This window comes from Barnesiella viscericola DSM 18177, assembly GCF_000512915.1.
Lineage (GTDB): Bacteria > Bacteroidota > Bacteroidia > Bacteroidales > Barnesiellaceae > Barnesiella > Barnesiella viscericola.
Window position 1 is genome coordinate 1,304,147 of record NZ_CP007034.1, and the last position, 15,595, is coordinate 1,319,741.

Here is a 15,595-nt window from a genome sequence, read left to right on the forward strand (position 1 = left end):
TCCATGTTATCTGAAATTATTGAACCATAATCTTTCCGGTCACAACTCGTGTACCGGTCAACAGACGCACGATGTAGACTCCCGAAGAGAGGTTACTCAGGTCGATAACCGACTCGTCTCGATAGCTACCCGTGGCAGCACCACGACAATCGTAAAGAGTTACTTCGATGTAATCGCCCAGGATATGCAACCGCTCTCCGTCGAAGTAGAACGACGATTGACTCTCGGTCGACTCTATCCCCGACACGGTGTTGACGCGCTCCATATCGAAGGCAAACAACCGCATCTGGGTAGCCGAAGTCTCCTGCGGACAGTAGGGTTTCACCCCGAAATAATAGATGCCGTCTTTGGGAATAGCCACGACTCCCGAAACCTGACTCCGGTCGTCAATCACATCACCGCAAACCACTTGGGTGGTATAGGCATCGGGCACATCTTTATCGGCCATGTAAACCGTCAAGTTCTGTCCATGGTCGCTTGCAGGATCGTCAATCATGATTTCGTAATCGATAGTCACACGCACCGAGTCGCCTTGCGACAAAGCCACCGAGGGTGCTACATAGAGGCCGGCAATACCTTTGGACTCCATTCCGTAGTCATAGAAATATTGAGTCTGCATGAATGTCTCACCACCTTCGGTCACGGCACTCCACTGTTCGATATTGGAGGCCGGGCTGTAATGGTACCACTCACCCTCGTTCGACTCGAAATCGGAGTGATACGGGAGTGTCGTCCCGGCCTCGGCTACCGGCGACAACTCGATGTCGTCGAGGTACAGGCAACCGTTCCCCTTGGGCGAATAGCAGTTGATGACAATGTAATAGGCACCGTCCTTGTCGACCGTAACCGGTACCGAAAGTTTAGCATAATGCTTCTCCTTCACAATTACACTGTCGTTGTCGTACAGCAAAATGGCATCGGTCATATCGTCGGGGTCGGCCGATAGATAGACTCTGAACCGTTGTACGTAAGAGAGCGTAGTATTAGGCGATGCGGGCTGATTCATCATGGTGCGATAGAACATCGAGAACTCATACTCTCCTGCCGGTATATCAATGCTCTGCGACCGGGCCCAGGCATCGACATCGGCTGCTGTTTGTCCGCTGCACCCCAGCAATCCCGTGCCGTCGTAGGCCGAGCTGGAACTGAACGCCGAGTGGGTAATCACCAGACTGGCTCCGGACAACGTCTTTAACGACCAGTATGGGTCGGTCGTGGCATCTTCAAAATTCTCCTTATAAGGAATCGTGGCGTTGGCCCAGTGTTTCAGCGAAGCTCCCGGCAACGTGTCGTTGTAGCTGTCGGTGTCGACCGTGCTCTTCACATAGCTCCGGAAGGTATAGGTACCGACTGCCGACACATCGGCCTTCTGGGTGAAGGTATAGGTAACCGTATCGCCAGGAGCCAACGGACCTTCATAAATTTCCGATACGGGCGATCCGTTGCCGTTCATCTCATAGGAGAATGTCAGATTCTCTTGCGGCGAAACGCCCAGGTTGACAACCTGCACCGTCACGGCGGCCTCACTCAAATTGAAACCATCGGTACAATCCAGTTCTACCGACGACATGGCCACATCTTCGGCAGCATCGATACGCACATCGTCGAGTATGATGTTGCGCCCCGTACCTTCGTTATAGAAGGCAAAGTAGTAGTTACCGGCTTCGGGTATATCGAAGTGGGCATATCCACATCGATATTGATTCACCTTGTCCACCGGATAGGAGCACAGGAGAGTTGTCAGGCTGTCGGGATCGTCGCTCCGGCCCATATAGACCTTCAAAGAGCTTTCGCCCGTAGAATATACGGTAGCGTAGTAGAACGAGATTCGAGCCTTGCCCTTGGGCATCGAGATGGCCGGGCTGATGTACCAGTCATTGTGTGTAATGCCCGCATACGAGTCGATGTATCCAATACCGGTACCCTCCTTGGGCAGACCGGCTGCTGCTTTCAAAATCGGTTCCCAATACACGCCGTCCTGGTCGGGGTTGTAGGACGACCAGTAAATCACGTCCGAAGAGTCCTCGTTGAAACCCATGTTGTGCGGGAAGGGACGGGCCGTATAGGCCTGAACCCGAGTTGTCAACGTATCGTTCGACAAATCACCGTCGCCCGACATGGCCGACCACACTTTCAAGACTTTCTCTCCCGGGGTGCTCCAATCGGCCGTCGTCGGGAAAGTGAACTCCTTGCTCTCGTTGGCTGCCAAGGACTCGATTTCGCCCGATACAACTTCACCGTCATTGACCTGATAATAGACCGGGACATGGCTCTGTGCCGACTTGCCGTTATTCTTGAATATGGCCGAGACCTTCACTGCGCCGTCGACCAGCCGGGCCGATAGTTTGGGCGACGTAATCTGCTCGGCCACAATATCCTCATAAGGGTCCTTTATCTTGATATTCCTGACAGCCACCTGCGCCAGGCTGTTGCACTGCAACGCCAGCGAGACCAAGCCGGCCTCGGCTATGTTGCAGGTCACCGACCCCTTGGCAAATTCCGTCTCCGAAGCCGGGAGATTGTCCGACACGCCTACCTCAGCATAATCATTGGTTACAAAATAGCCCGTCTTGACCGACATGGTAAAATCGAGGCTCGACATATACTCAAACTCAACCCGGACAATCCCGGCCGGCAGAGAGATACAGTTACTTCTGAGCAAAGCCGTCTTTGTATTGTAGGGTACCCACACCCACGCCTCGTTATCAGGACTGTATGCCCAATAGGCAGCCCGCATAGAGGGTGTAGAGGAGCTCGAAAAATCGGTAGTTATGTTCTCCGATGTCATCTGATAAGGATAATCGATCGAAGGTCTCATCTCGACCTCGGTCTCCAAGGTATCGTTTTCCAGATTCAAATCGTTGGAAACTCCGTCGACCCAAGCCGTTATCACGCTCGTCTCACCCGTCACACACAGAGCCTTCCGGGCAAACTGATAGGTTCGGCTCTCCCCCGAGAGCAACGGCTCGGCAACCGTCTCCGACACCGTTTCACCGTCGCCTACCCGATAGTTCAACCGATAGGAACTTACCGACAAACCGGTATTGACCACCTTCACCTGTATGGGCTGTTCCGTATCACAGGCGTTACCCATTGCCAGCACTTCATGTATGGCCATATCGGGACCTGCATAAGCATCGATGGCCACATCGTCCACATAGGTCGAATTAAATACAAAGGAATATCCGCCATGGCCTCGTTCATGAAATGCGATATAGACCGGCTTGCTGACATATTTCGACAAATCCAGGGCATAAGCCCCCCACGGCAATACACCCTGCGGAGAGATACACATCAAGGTATCCGTGAAGTTAGCCCGTGCCTTATCCGATTGAGAGACAAGCACCTCGAATGCCCGCTCGTTTTCAGCCACATTCGTTGCCCAGTTCGCTCCCAACATAAAGTGCAAATACTGTCCCGATTCAACGGTTACCCGAGGAGTTATCAGCCAGGAGTCGGTCTCCAACCCCTCGCCGAATCCGCCGGCTTTGGAATAAGCGGCATAACCGCCCGTGGAATAACCGAATATAAACTGATTGATGTCGTCAGTCGAACTCCATTGAGGGTGATCATTCAACGTACTCGGCTTGCACGTCGTCGTCCACCCCTCGGGGGGAAAGACTCCACCGTCAAATGTTTCGTGCAACTCGGCAAACCCGAGTTCCACATTCAGCAGAGCCAATGTAGCAAAAAGTAAAATCTTTTTCATACAAACAACCATTTAGTGAACCAAAATAAAATATAGCTTACATTAGAATATCAAATCTTCCTCTCACAAGTCTAATTGACTTTTTACAAATGAAACCAAAATCTCACAAAGCATAAAGTTTTATTCCCCCAGCCGACTACTGCAATTTGAAATTAAATAGAGAAAACACTACGGCATATAATTATAATATACTAATAATCATATTATTAAAATTCCTTTCCAGCCATACATTCCTTCATAAAAAAGGAAAATCGTGAGAAAGAGACGTAAAAGATTCATATTCCGCTACCCGACAAAATAATAAATTATAAATATTTGCTACCTTTGTCATACACATCACAAGGGCAAAACTATGAGGGAATCTTATCGAAACAGCCGTTTATTGAATTTTATCTTATGTATAATTCTATTGTCGGGGTCTATTTCCCTTAATGGCTGGTCTCGAAACTACCAAACCCAACTCAAACAGTTCCTGAACGAAACGCACCAAATATACCACATCGACCACCGCACGGCGTCCCAATCGGCCAATACTCAACTGTCGACTCAGCTCGACTCGACCATAGCACGACTGCAAACGGCTCCACTGCCCGACTCGACCATCATCGCTACCTTGTACGACATTGCCGTCAAACTCAGCGAAAACGGCTTGTACAATGCCACCATCGAGTACACGAAACTGGCCCGCCGATTTCTGCAAGACAACTTCCCCGAACAGATTGCACAAAAGGAGACCCGGGTCAACCTGGCTCTGATTCAAGCCTCGGCCTACCAGGCATTGGGCATGTCGACTCCGGCTATCAACCTCTATTTCAACTCACTCGAAGAGACCAAGAAATATCACATGGACGCCATGACGGCTATCATCTACAACAACCTGGGCAGTTCATTACAACGCCAAAAGGAGTATGCTCAAGCCGACACCTTCTTCAACAAAGCAATACAAATCAACGAAGCTCGAAAGGACAAGCAGAAGCTCTTTGTCAACTACAACAACCTGGCTGTCACCTATGCCAAGCAGAACAACCACGACAAGGCCTTGGAATATGCCTTTCTGGCCCTGCATCAGCTCGAATCGAAGAAGGACAAGGACATGATCATGCTCATGCAGCAGAGTATCGCCTCGATTTACCTCAACCGCAACGAACCGTTGCTGGCCCTGAAAATCATACAAGAGGTGGAGAAGTACCAGAAGGAGAAGGGGCAAAACCGCTTTCTCATCTATACCTATCGGCTGTTGTCCCAAATCTATCGTCACCTCAACCGCAACGAAGAGGCGTTGACCGCTCTCCAAAAAGCCAAACAGCAGGCCGACATTTGCCACAGCGAGAAGGATCAGGTGGGTCTGCTGAACTCGTTTGCCGAAATCTATGCCGAGAAAAGAGAGTTTGGCAAGGCATACGACTGCCTCTCCTCGGCCGTAGCAATCAAGGACTCTTTGTCTGAAATCGAAAACAAGTACCAGTTCGCCAACATTGAGGAGATGTATCTGACCGGACAGAAGCGCAACCTTCACGAAGCGCTCGCGGCCCGACAAGCGCAAAAGAGGAATACCGTCATCTACACGCTGCTGGGAATCATCATCGCCAGCCTGCTCGCCGCCTTGTTGCGCAACCGGGCGACATCGGCCCGGAAGCGGGCGGCCAAAGAGGAGTCGTGGCAAAAGTCCTACCACAAGTTCGACATCGAACTTCGTGAAAAGGAACAGGAAAAGGCACAACTGGAACAACGCATCGCCGCTCAAAAAGAACAGCTCTTGCAACAGGAAAAAGAGATGACGTCGCTCTCCATACAATCGGTTCAAAACGAAAACTACATAGAAAAGCTGAATGAGGAGATGAAAAAGCTGCTTCTCGAAATCAACGTCAAAGAGAGCGAAAAGCGCAAGCACATCAAAGAGATCATCTCGAAAATCAATCAATACAATGCCAAAAACGGTTGGGACGAATTCCGATTCAGATTTGAAAACGTGCACGACTCCTTTTTTCAGAAGCTCTCGGAACGCTACCCCGACCTCACCACCAACGACAAGCACCTGTGCGCCCTGCTCAGGCTGGGGCTGTCGACCAAAGAGATTGCCTCCATCACCTTCAAGGAGGTGCGCAGCATCGAATCGGGACGAAACCGGCTGCGCAAAAAGCTGGGACTCCCCGAGAAAGAGGATCTGGTCAAATTCCTCTCCGAGTTCTAAGACCTACCTGCCTCCGTCTCATTCGTCACACAACCGCCCCTGCCACGCATCGCGCTCACGCATGCGCCGCAACAGGCGTGCGGTAAACTCATGATTTTTAAGCCCCCAGCGGGGAGCGATAAGCAACTCGGCCGGCGATTGCGACACGAACCGCTCGATGGCGATACTGGGCGATAGGCGCTCGGCAAAGTCGATGGCCAGGTCGATATACTCGTCAACTCCGTAGAGGTGGAAATCCTGCGGACTCATCTCATATTCCCGAGCCATGCGGGTATGCCGAATCAATTGCAGCTGGTGCAGTTTGAGGGTATCGAGCGGAAGCTGCGACAAGCTGCGGGCATGTTTGAGCATCATCTCCCGGCTCTCGCCCGGCAATCCCAATATCATGTGAGCCCCCACGAGTACCCCGGCAGCCGAGGTGCGACGAATGGCGTCGACCGAGGTGGCAAAATCGTGTCCCCGGTTGATACGTCGCAAGGTCTCGTCGCTGGTACTTTCCACCCCATACTCCACCAGCACGAAGGTGCGGCGGGAGAGGTCGGCCAGGTAGTCGAGCAGGTCGGCAGGCATGCAGTCGGGCCGTGTGCCGATGATGATTCCCACCACCCCGGGGTGAGCCAGAGCCTCCTCATACTTGCGTTTCAGCTCTTCAAGCTCACCATAGGTATTGGTATAAGCCTGAAAATAGGCCAGATAGCGCATCGTAGGATATTTGCGGGCAAAGAAGGCAACCCCCTCGTCGAGCTGGCGGGTGATGCTCTTGCCGGTGTGGCAATAGTCAGGGCTGAACGTCTGGTTGTTGCAATAGGTGCAGCCCCCCACCCCGATACTGCCGTCGCGATTGGGACAGGTAAAGCCGGCGTGCAGCGAAATTTTCTGCACCTTGCCGTCGAAATGTTCGTTCAGAAAATCAGCGAAGTCGCGATACCGCTTCGTATCCATACCGTTTAATGTCCGAACCGGTTGTAAAATTCGACCACGGCCACGATACCCTTCTCGTACATCTCCATCAGGAAATTCTCGTTGGGCGAGTGGGTGGCGTCCGATTCCAGACCGAAGCCCATCAAGACCGACTTCACACCCAATATCTTTTCAAAGGTGGCAATAATGGGGATACTGCCGCCGCGGCGCACGGCCAGCGGCTGTTTCCCGAAGGCCAGCGCATATCCCTGCTCGGCAGCCTTGTAGGCGGGCAGGTCGATGGGGCACACATAGCTCTCGCCTCCGTGCATGGGAGTTACCTTCACCTTCACGCTGCGGGGAGCCACCGATTTGATATAGTCGATGAACATCTGCGAAATCTTCTCGTGGTTCTGGTGGGGAACCAGGCGACACGATACCTTGGCATAGGCCTTCGAGGGCAACACCGTCTTGGCCCCCTCGCCCGTATAGCCGCCCCAAATGCCACAGATGTCGAACGTGGGTCGAATGGCCGTGCGCTCCAACGGTGAGAAACCGGTCTCGCCCGAGAGTTCGTCGACCTCGATGGCCTGCTTGTACCTGGCCTCGTCGTAAGGCACGGCACCCAGCATGGCCCGCTCCTCGGCCGAGACATTCTCCACATCGTCGTAGAAATGGGGGATAACGATACGTCCGTTGCCGTCGACCACCCCGGCCAGCATCTTGCACAACTCGTTGATGGGATTGGCCACGGTACCGCCGAAGATACCCGAGTGCAGGTCGCGGTTGGGACCGGTCACCTCGATTTCCCAGTAGGCCAGGCCGCGCAGACCGGTCGTAATCGAGGGGGTGTCGAGCCCCACCATACTGGTATCGGAGACGAGAATCACATCGCAACGCAACAGATCGAGGTGGCTCTTGCAGAACTCCTCGACCCCGGGCGAACCAATCTCCTCGCCCCCTTCGATCAGGAACTTCACATTACAACGCAACAGCCCCTCGCGCACAGCAATCTCGAAAGCCTTCAACTGGATAAAACCCTGCCCCTTGTCGTCGTCGGCACCACGGCCCCACAGGCGGCCGTCGCGGATAACCGGCTCAAAAGGCTGGGTGTGCCACAACTCCAACGGCTCGACCGGCATCACATCGTAGTGGGCATAGACCAGCACCGTGGGATAGTCGGGGTTGACCACCTTCTCGGCAAAGACCACCGGCGAGGCTGATGTAGGCATCACCTCGGCCCGGTCGGCGCCGGCGGCCAAGAGCAACTCGCGCCAGCGGTCGGCACAGCGCAGCATGTCGTCCCGATGTTCGGGCAAGGCACTTATCGAGGGAATGCGCAACAGCGAAAACAACTCGTCGAAGAAGCGATCGTAATGATCGGCTATATACTTTCTCGTATCCATATATCGTATGTTTTTTATAGTTTATGACTCTGTGCCAACAGGTAATAGTCGAGTATCACCATCGCCGCCATGGCCTCGACCACGGGCACGGCGCGTGGCAACACGCAGGGGTCGTGACGCCCCTTGGCCTTCAACACCACGGGATTGCCCTGGGTATCGACCGTCTCGATGTCGCGCAGCAAGGTGGCCACCGGCTTGAAGGCGACCCTGAAATAGATGTCCTCGCCATTGGAGATGCCTCCCTGTATCCCGCCCGAGTAATTGGTACGGGTCGTGATGCGCCCGTCGTGCGACTCAAATACATCGTTCACCTGCGAGCCCCGGCATCGGGCCCCGGCAAAACCCATGCCATACTCAAACCCCTTGACGGCGTTGATACCAAGCATGGCACTGCCCAGGGCGGCGTGCAGCTTGTTGAACACCGGCTCGCCCAGTCCTGCGGGTACCCCGCTGATGACCCCGGTGATGACTCCACCCACGGTATCGCCCTCGGACTTCACCCGAGCGATATAGGCCTCCATCTGTCGGGCCATCTCGGCATCAGGACAGCGCACGGCATTCTTCTCGATTTCGGCCCGGTCGTAACTGCGGTAGTCGCCGGGTAACGATAGCTCACCCACCTGCGAGGTATAGGCCCACACCTCGATACCCAGGTAGCGGAGCACCAGTTTGGCCAACGCTCCGGCCACACAGCGGGCTATCGTCTCGCGGGCCGACGAGCGGCCCCCGCCCCGATGATCGCGGCAGCCATATTTGCACTGGTAGGTATAATCGGCATGCGAGGGGCGGTAAAGGTCGCGCAAGTTGTCGTAGTCGGAGGAGTGCTGATTCTCGTTCCATACCACGAAGCCGATGGGGGTCCCGGTGGTTTTTCCCTCGAAAACGCCCGAGAGGAACTCCACCCGGTCGCTCTCCTTGCGGGGTGTCACTATCGACGACTGTCCCGGCCGACGCCGGTCGAGCTCCTGCTGTATAAACTCCATGTCGACGGGTATCCCCGCGGGCATGCCGTCGACCACCCCTCCGATGGCCGGGCCGTGCGACTCGCCAAACGAGGTGAGGGTAAAAAGATTGCCTATCGTATTCATCGTGCCGTTTCTATTGGGTAGACATATATGCTACACAAAGATAGAAGAAAATCTTGAATTGGTAACCATTTGACCCGATTAGTCGAGTCGAACTATCGTTTATCTACCCGTTCAAGCCCGAAACGAGAAAAAATCGCACGCCTCAAAGATACGACGGGGACTCCTTACTGGAAAGGAGTCCCCGTCGTATTCGTAAGTTCGGGCCCGGGTAACCAAGCGGTTTGAGCCTATTCCACCTCGCCCAACGCCTTTTTCCATATATCCTGACGCAAGTCGACCAGAACGAGCGCCGTGATAAGGGACGTTCTCCGCGATCCTCCAAAAGGTTTAGGCAATTGAATGGTATAAGCCACATCGCCCATGGAAGGAATTGCCGGATTCTCATCATAGGTAATACCGAGTCGAATAATGGCTGCCCCGATATACCACCGGTAAACCGGATTCTGAGCCGACACAGCCAACCACAAACCTCAGACAAGAACTACCATACAGGAAAATCTTTTCTTTCTCATTCGTTCTTTCAACATTAAAAAAAATAAATACCTAAAAATGCTATATATTTCAGTCTCATTGGCGGCCCCCGCCGCTTTTGCATCATCACGCCTGCCGGGTGGCGGGTAAAAACGTCCTTCGTCCTCCCCGGCTATTATCACACTTTCAGCCCTTTCGGCATCGGGCAAAGAGGGGCAATCGTTCCACCCTGGCCGGGCAAAGATAAATATTTTTCCGAAAATCCATCGAGCGTAAACTATTTTCCCCCTCATTTATTATAAATATTAGCAAATACCATATCGTTTTTTTTCTTACTTTTGTGATGCAAATTCTAAAACTCTACTGATATGAAATGCATGAAAGTCCTGTCTTGTATCCTGGTAGCCGGTATGCTACTGACAAGCTGTAACATGTCGAACACCGGCAAAGGTGCCCTCATCGGGGGTGGTAGCGGTGCTGCCGTAGGTGCCGGGTTAGGTGCCATCTTCGGAAAAGGCAAAGGCGCAGCCATCGGTGCCGCCGTAGGTGCTGCCGTAGGTACGACCGCCGGAGCTCTCATCGGCAAGAAAATGGATAAAGCCGCCGAACAGGCCAAACAAGTCGAAGGCGCACAAGTCGAGCAGGTAACCGACAACAACGGTCTGCAAGCCGTGAAGGTAACCTTCGACTCGGGTATCCTCTTCTCGACGAGCAGTTCGACCCTGAGCGCATCGGCCAAAGCGGCTCTGAGCAAATTTGCCAACAACGTGCTCAACCAGAACCGCGACATGGACGTCGCCATCTATGGATATACCGACAATCAGGGGTGGAAAAACTCGACTGCCGAGCAAAGCTACCAAAAGAACCTGAACCTGTCGCAGGAACGCGCCCAAAGCGTAGCCAGCTATCTGCTGGGTTGCGGCGTATCGTCGACCCAAATCAAGACGGTCGAGGGTATGGGCGAAGCCAATCCCGTAGCCGACAACTCGACCGCTGCCGGCCGTCAGGAAAATCGCCGCGTAGAGGTATATCTCTATGCCAGCCAGCAGATGATTCAACAGGCCGAGGCCGGAACGCTTTAAGCGCCACAAGCTCATCACTCAGGCCGGACAGCAATTGTGCTTCCGGCCTGTTTCAAACGATTTCGACCGGACGTGTTGCATACTGGATAGCCGGAGGATTTGTCATGAGCTCCTACTAATTTATTGACAATAAAAAAAATCGGAATAATGAAAACTGTTTATCTATTTCTCGCTACAGGATTTGAAGAATTGGAAGCCCTCACGGTCGTAGACATGTTGCGCCGTGCCGGTATCGACATCACCACGGTTTCCATCTCGCGTAACCTTCAAGTCGAGAGTTCTCACGGAGTAACCGTAACCGCCGACTGCACTTGGGTAGAGTTGTCGGCCGACGATGTAGAATGGCTTGTCTTGCCCGGCGGAATGCCCGGCACCAAACATTTGAGCGAATGCAAGCCTCTCGTGTCGCTGCTGCAACGCCATGCTGCCGCCAACAAACACATCGCGGCTATCTGCGCAGCCCCCTCGGTTTTGGGTCAAGCCGGACTGCTTAACGGTTACAAGGCTACCTGCTATCCCGGGTTTGAGCAATTCCTCACGGGCGCTACCATCACCGGCGAACTCGTGACCGTAGACCGCAACATCACAACGGGTAAGGGGCCGGCTGCTGCTATCCCCTTCGCCACTGCCATCATCACCCAAATTGCCGGAGAAGAGAAGGCCAAGGAGGTGAGAGCAGCCATGCTGCTATAACCGCAGAAATAAGCCTAAAAAGATGGGCGGCTCTCACGTTCCTGTGAGAGCCGCCCGTCTTTTATCCCCCACCCTCGCAAGCACAATCCTCACGACGGGCTCATTCATACCGTTTTCTCCTACTGATACTGAGAAAGGGGGGGGGTAGATCGGGGAAGATATTCCAAAAAAGAGCGCTCCCGTTCAATGGAACAGGAGCGCTTTGTATCATTAAGTTCGGTTTGCGGGAGCGTGTTATCCTACAACCAGCGAAACCATCTTTTCCAAGGCATCGGACAGGTGCTCGGCATTCTTACCGCCAGCCTGGGCGAAATAGGGCTGTCCGCCACCGCCACCCTGAATCAGTTTGGCAGCTTCGCGCACGATAGCCGAAGCATTTTTGCCATCGGCTACAACGTCGTTGCTGAACATGACCGTGAGCAACGGTTTATCGTTGTCCTTGGTTGCAGCCACGAAAGCCAGCCCCTCGGTAACCTCGTTGCGCAGCAGGAAGGCAATGCCCTTCACCATATCGGCCGGCATGGGACCTACGAAGCGAATCAGCTTCAACCCGTCGACATTCTCGGCCGTCTTGATCATGCGGTCTTTCATCGAAACCATCTTCTCTTTCACATACTCCTCGGCCTGCTTGCGCAACTCGGCATTTTCGTCGATGGCCTTGTGAATGGCCTGCATCAGGTTGGGAGCGTTGTTGAAGAGCGTAGCAATCTCTTTGAGCGAATCCTGCAACGAATTCATCGTCTCCTCGACACGAGCGCCGGTGATGGCCTCGATACGGCGTACACCAGCGGCAATCGAACTTTCGGAGAGAATCTTGATCATACCAATGTTACCGGTATTGGCCACGTGGGTACCGCCACACAGCTCGACCGACGACCCGAAGCGGATTACCCGCACCTCTTCGCCATACTTCTCGCCAAAGAGGGCCATGGCACCCATCGCCTTGGCTTCGGCAATAGGCACGTTGCGACGCTCGTCCAGCGGAATAGCCTCGCGCACCTTGCGGTTGGCCAGCATCTCTACCTGGCGCAACTCCTCGTCGGTCACCTTCTTGAAGTGCGAGAAGTCAAAGCGCAACGACTGGGGCGACACATACGAACCTTTTTGCTCGACATGCGTACCCAGCACCTCACGCAAAGCCTCGTGCAGCAAGTGAGTGGCCGAGTGGTTGCAGGCCGTAGCCTGACGAGCCTCCTTGTCGATGACGGCATGGAACTGAGCCGTCACCTCCTCGGGCATCTGCTCGGCAATATGGATACTCAGGTTGTTCTCCCGTTTGGTTTGCAGAATCTCGACCGTCTCGTTGGCCGAAATCAGTTTACCCGTATCGCCTACCTGGCCACCCATCTCGGCATAGAACGGGGTGCGATCGAGTACGATTTGATAATACTCGCGCGATTTTTGTTTCACCTTGCGGTAACGCAAGATGTGACAGTCGCACTCCAACTCGTCATAGCCCACAAATTCGGATTCGCCCTCACGCAGCACAACCCAGTCGCCCGTCTCCACGGCAGCGGCGTTGCGGGCGCGATCCTTCTGTTGTTGCATCTGCGCATCGAATCCGGCAATGTCGACACCCAACCCCTTCTCTTTGAGAATGAGCTCGGTCAGGTCGAGCGGGAATCCGTAGGTATCGTAGAGGGTGAAGGCATCGATACCGCTTATCTCGTTCTTGCCGGCGGCCTTGGTTTCGGCCATCACCTTGTCGAGCAACTTGATACCGGTTTCGAGGGTACGCAGGAAGGCATCTTCCTCCTCCTTGATTACCTTGCCGATAAGCACCTTCTGCTCTTTCAACTCGGGATAGGCATCGCCCATCGTCTCAATGAGCACATCAAGCAACTTGTAGAGGAAGGCCTGCTTCTGACCGAGGAAGGTATACCCGTAACGCACGGCCCGGCGCAGAATACGACGGATTACGTAACCGGCCTTGGCGTTCGACGGCAACTGGCCGTCGGTAATCGAGAAGGCTATCGTGCGGATATGGTCGGCAATCACACGCATGGCCACATCGACCTTGGGATCGTCGCCATAGGTCTTGCCGCATAGGCGGCCAATCTCCTTGATGATGGGCTGGAACACGTCGGTATCGTAGTTCGAGGTCTTGCCCTGCAACGCCATACAGAGACGTTCAAAGCCCATGCCGGTATCGATTACCCGGGCAGGCAGCGGCTCGAGCGAACCGTCGGCCTTGCGGTTGTATTGCATGAACACGAGGTTCCATATTTCAATGACTTGCGGGTGGCTCTGGTTGACCAGCGTAAGGCCGTCGACCTCGGCACGCTCGGCATCGCTACGCAGGTCGATATGGATTTCGGAGCAGGGACCGCAGGGACCCGTATCGCCCATTTCCCAGAAATTGTCGTGGCGGTTACCGTTGATGATGTGCTCCTTGGGCAGATGAGTCTCCCAGTAGGAGGCTGCCTCGTTGTCGCGTTCGAGTCCCTCGGGAGCGTAGCCCTCGAATACGGTGGCATAGAGACGGTCGGGGTCGATTTTCAACACATCGACCAGATATTCCCAGGCCCAGTTGATGGCCTCTTTCTTGAAATAGTCGCCAAACGACCAGTTGCCCAACATCTCAAACATCGTGTGGTGATAGGTATCGAGACCCACCTCTTCCAAATCGTTGTGCTTCCCGCTCACACGCAGACATTTCTGTGAATCCGCGACTCTCTTGTACTTGGCGGGGACATTACCCAGGATAATATCCTTGAACTGGTTCATGCCCGCATTGGTAAACATCAATGTAGGGTCGTCCTTAATGACCATGGGAGCCGAGGGGACAATCTGGTGACCTCGTTCCCTGAAAAATTCCTTAAAAGATTCACGAATCTCTTTTGCTGTAAGCATAACAATCTAATTAAATTAAGTTCCTGTGGCGCAGCCGTTCCGTTATCGAAACAGAAATCGCCGACATGGTATATTAATATTACCAAAAACAATTTGCAAAAATAGCTCAAATTATTATTTTTGTGCCCATGAGCAGACAAAAAAATGTTCAACAACAGCTATTTTTTAACTGCTTACCGATGCACACACCCACAAAGAGGGGCCGTTTGATATATCAATGAGCAAAAAAGTTTTCTACATATACAACCCCAAGACACTGACCTACGAACGGGTATATCCTTCCCTCCGCCAGCGCATCGCCGTGGTGTTGCGGCACCTGCTCGTGGGGAGTATACTCAGTGTGGTGATTATTGCCGGCTTTTACTTTTGGCTGGGTTCGCCCAAGGAGGAGATTCTGAAACTGGAAAACGAACAGATGAAAACCCAGTACAAACTGCTCTCCAAGCGAGTCGACGCCGCTCTGGCCGTCATGAGCGACCTGCAACAGCGCGACGACAACATGTACCGGGTAGTGCTGCAAGCCGAGCCGGTAAATGCCGAAGTGCGTGACAACGGCATCTACAACCCCAGCCGCTATGCCGACCTGCTGAAAATGAGCGACGCCCAACTGGTGGTATCGACCACCCAGAAAGTCGACAACCTCACCCGACAGGTGTATGTGCAGTGCAACTCGATGAACGAACTGATGAAACTGGCCCAGGGACAGGAGGAGCGCATCAAGCACCTGCCTGCCATACAGCCGGTGGCCAACAAGGATTTGAAGCGCACCGCCTCGGGCTACGGCTACCGCGTGGACCCGGTATACAAGACCACCAAGTTTCACGAAGGCATGGACTTTGCCGCCAACATCGGTACCCCCGTTTATGCCACGGGTAACGGCCGGGTAATCGAGACCGGCTGGCAACAGGGCTACGGCAACACCGTCGTCATCGACCATGGGTACGACTACAAGACCCGCTATGCCCACCTGAACAAGATTCTGGTGCGCAAGGGGCAGGAGGTAATTCGCGGCGAAGAGATTGCCGAGGTGGGCAACACCGGCAAATCGACGGGCCCGCACCTGCACTACGAGGTACTCTACAAGGGGAAGCCCGAGAATCCGATCAACTACTATTTCTTCGACTTGTCGCCCGAGGACTACGACCGCATGATTCAACTGGCCGAGAATCAGGGCCGTGTCATGGACTAACCAAATACGCTAT

At 53.8% G+C, this 15,595-nt stretch carries 9 protein-coding genes; 4 read left to right on the forward strand and 5 right to left on the reverse strand.

The window, feature by feature from the left end; translation table 11 throughout:
- Positions 1-16: 16 nt before the first annotated feature.
- Positions 17-3,709, reverse strand: a complete 3,693-nt coding sequence (locus BARVI_RS05155; RefSeq protein ID WP_198015994.1) for a T9SS-dependent choice-of-anchor J family protein — start codon at positions 3,707-3,709, stop codon at positions 17-19.
- A gap of 382 nt (positions 3,710-4,091) precedes the next feature.
- Between BARVI_RS05155 and BARVI_RS05160 the strand changes: the two genes are divergently transcribed.
- Positions 4,092-5,900: a tetratricopeptide repeat protein gene (locus BARVI_RS05160; RefSeq protein WP_198015995.1), complete on the forward strand. Its 1,809-nt coding sequence runs from the start codon at positions 4,092-4,094 to the stop codon at positions 5,898-5,900.
- 18 nt (positions 5,901-5,918) lie between these two features.
- On the opposite strand, the gene BARVI_RS05165 is transcribed toward BARVI_RS05160, so the two are convergent.
- From BARVI_RS05165 to aroC, 3 genes are read right to left on the reverse strand one after another with little or no spacing between them, the layout of a single operon-like run.
- Positions 5,919-6,842 carry a TIGR01212 family radical SAM protein gene (locus tag BARVI_RS05165; protein ID WP_025278212.1) on the reverse strand — a complete coding sequence of 308 codons (924 nt, stop codon included), beginning with the start codon at positions 6,840-6,842 and terminating at the stop codon, positions 5,919-5,921.
- Between the two features lie 5 nt (positions 6,843-6,847).
- Positions 6,848-8,206 carry a dipeptidase gene (locus BARVI_RS05170; RefSeq protein ID WP_025278213.1) on the reverse strand — a complete coding sequence of 453 codons (1,359 nt, stop codon included), beginning with the start codon at positions 8,204-8,206 and terminating at the stop codon, positions 6,848-6,850.
- 14 nt (positions 8,207-8,220) lie between these two features.
- A complete protein-coding gene (gene aroC, locus BARVI_RS05175) occupies positions 8,221-9,294 on the reverse strand; it encodes a chorismate synthase (protein ID WP_025278214.1) in 1,074 nt (357 codons plus the stop codon).
- Between the two features lie 839 nt (positions 9,295-10,133).
- Between aroC and BARVI_RS05190 the strand changes: the two genes are divergently transcribed.
- On the forward strand, positions 10,134-10,847 hold the full coding sequence (locus BARVI_RS05190; protein ID WP_025278217.1) for an OmpA family protein: 714 nt from the start codon (positions 10,134-10,136) through the stop codon (positions 10,845-10,847).
- A 147-nt stretch (positions 10,848-10,994) separates the two neighbouring features.
- Positions 10,995-11,540: a DJ-1 family glyoxalase III gene (locus BARVI_RS05195; RefSeq protein ID WP_025278218.1), complete on the forward strand. Its 546-nt coding sequence runs from the start codon at positions 10,995-10,997 to the stop codon at positions 11,538-11,540.
- 234 nt (positions 11,541-11,774) lie between these two features.
- Here the strand turns inward: BARVI_RS05195 and alaS are convergent, their stop codons facing one another.
- The gene (gene alaS / locus BARVI_RS05200) at positions 11,775-14,393 is read right to left on the reverse strand and encodes an alanine--tRNA ligase (RefSeq protein WP_025278219.1); all 2,619 of its coding nucleotides are present in this window, start codon (positions 14,391-14,393) and stop codon (positions 11,775-11,777) included.
- Between the two features lie 217 nt (positions 14,394-14,610).
- Between alaS and BARVI_RS05205 the strand changes: the two genes are divergently transcribed.
- Complete coding sequence (locus BARVI_RS05205; RefSeq protein WP_025278220.1) at positions 14,611-15,582, forward strand: M23 family metallopeptidase; 972 nt, start codon at positions 14,611-14,613, stop codon at positions 15,580-15,582.
- Positions 15,583-15,595: the final 13 nt, after the last annotated feature.

Coding starts and splice junctions, on each gene's coding strand:
- BARVI_RS05155 (WP_198015994.1), bottom strand. CDS start 3,709: ATGAAAAAGATTTTACTTTTTGCTACATTGGCTCTGCTGAATGTGGAA.
- BARVI_RS05165 (WP_025278212.1), bottom strand. CDS start 6,842: ATGGATACGAAGCGGTATCGCGACTTCGCTGATTTTCTGAACGAACAT.
- BARVI_RS05170 (WP_025278213.1), bottom strand. CDS start 8,206: ATGGATACGAGAAAGTATATAGCCGATCATTACGATCGCTTCTTCGAC.
- aroC (WP_025278214.1), bottom strand. CDS start 9,294: ATGAATACGATAGGCAATCTTTTTACCCTCACCTCGTTTGGCGAGTCG.
- BARVI_RS05190 (WP_025278217.1), top strand. CDS start 10,134: ATGAAATGCATGAAAGTCCTGTCTTGTATCCTGGTAGCCGGTATGCTA.
- BARVI_RS05195 (WP_025278218.1), top strand. CDS start 10,995: ATGAAAACTGTTTATCTATTTCTCGCTACAGGATTTGAAGAATTGGAA.
- alaS (WP_025278219.1), bottom strand. CDS start 14,393: ATGCTTACAGCAAAAGAGATTCGTGAATCTTTTAAGGAATTTTTCAGG.
- BARVI_RS05205 (WP_025278220.1), top strand. CDS start 14,611: ATGAGCAAAAAAGTTTTCTACATATACAACCCCAAGACACTGACCTAC.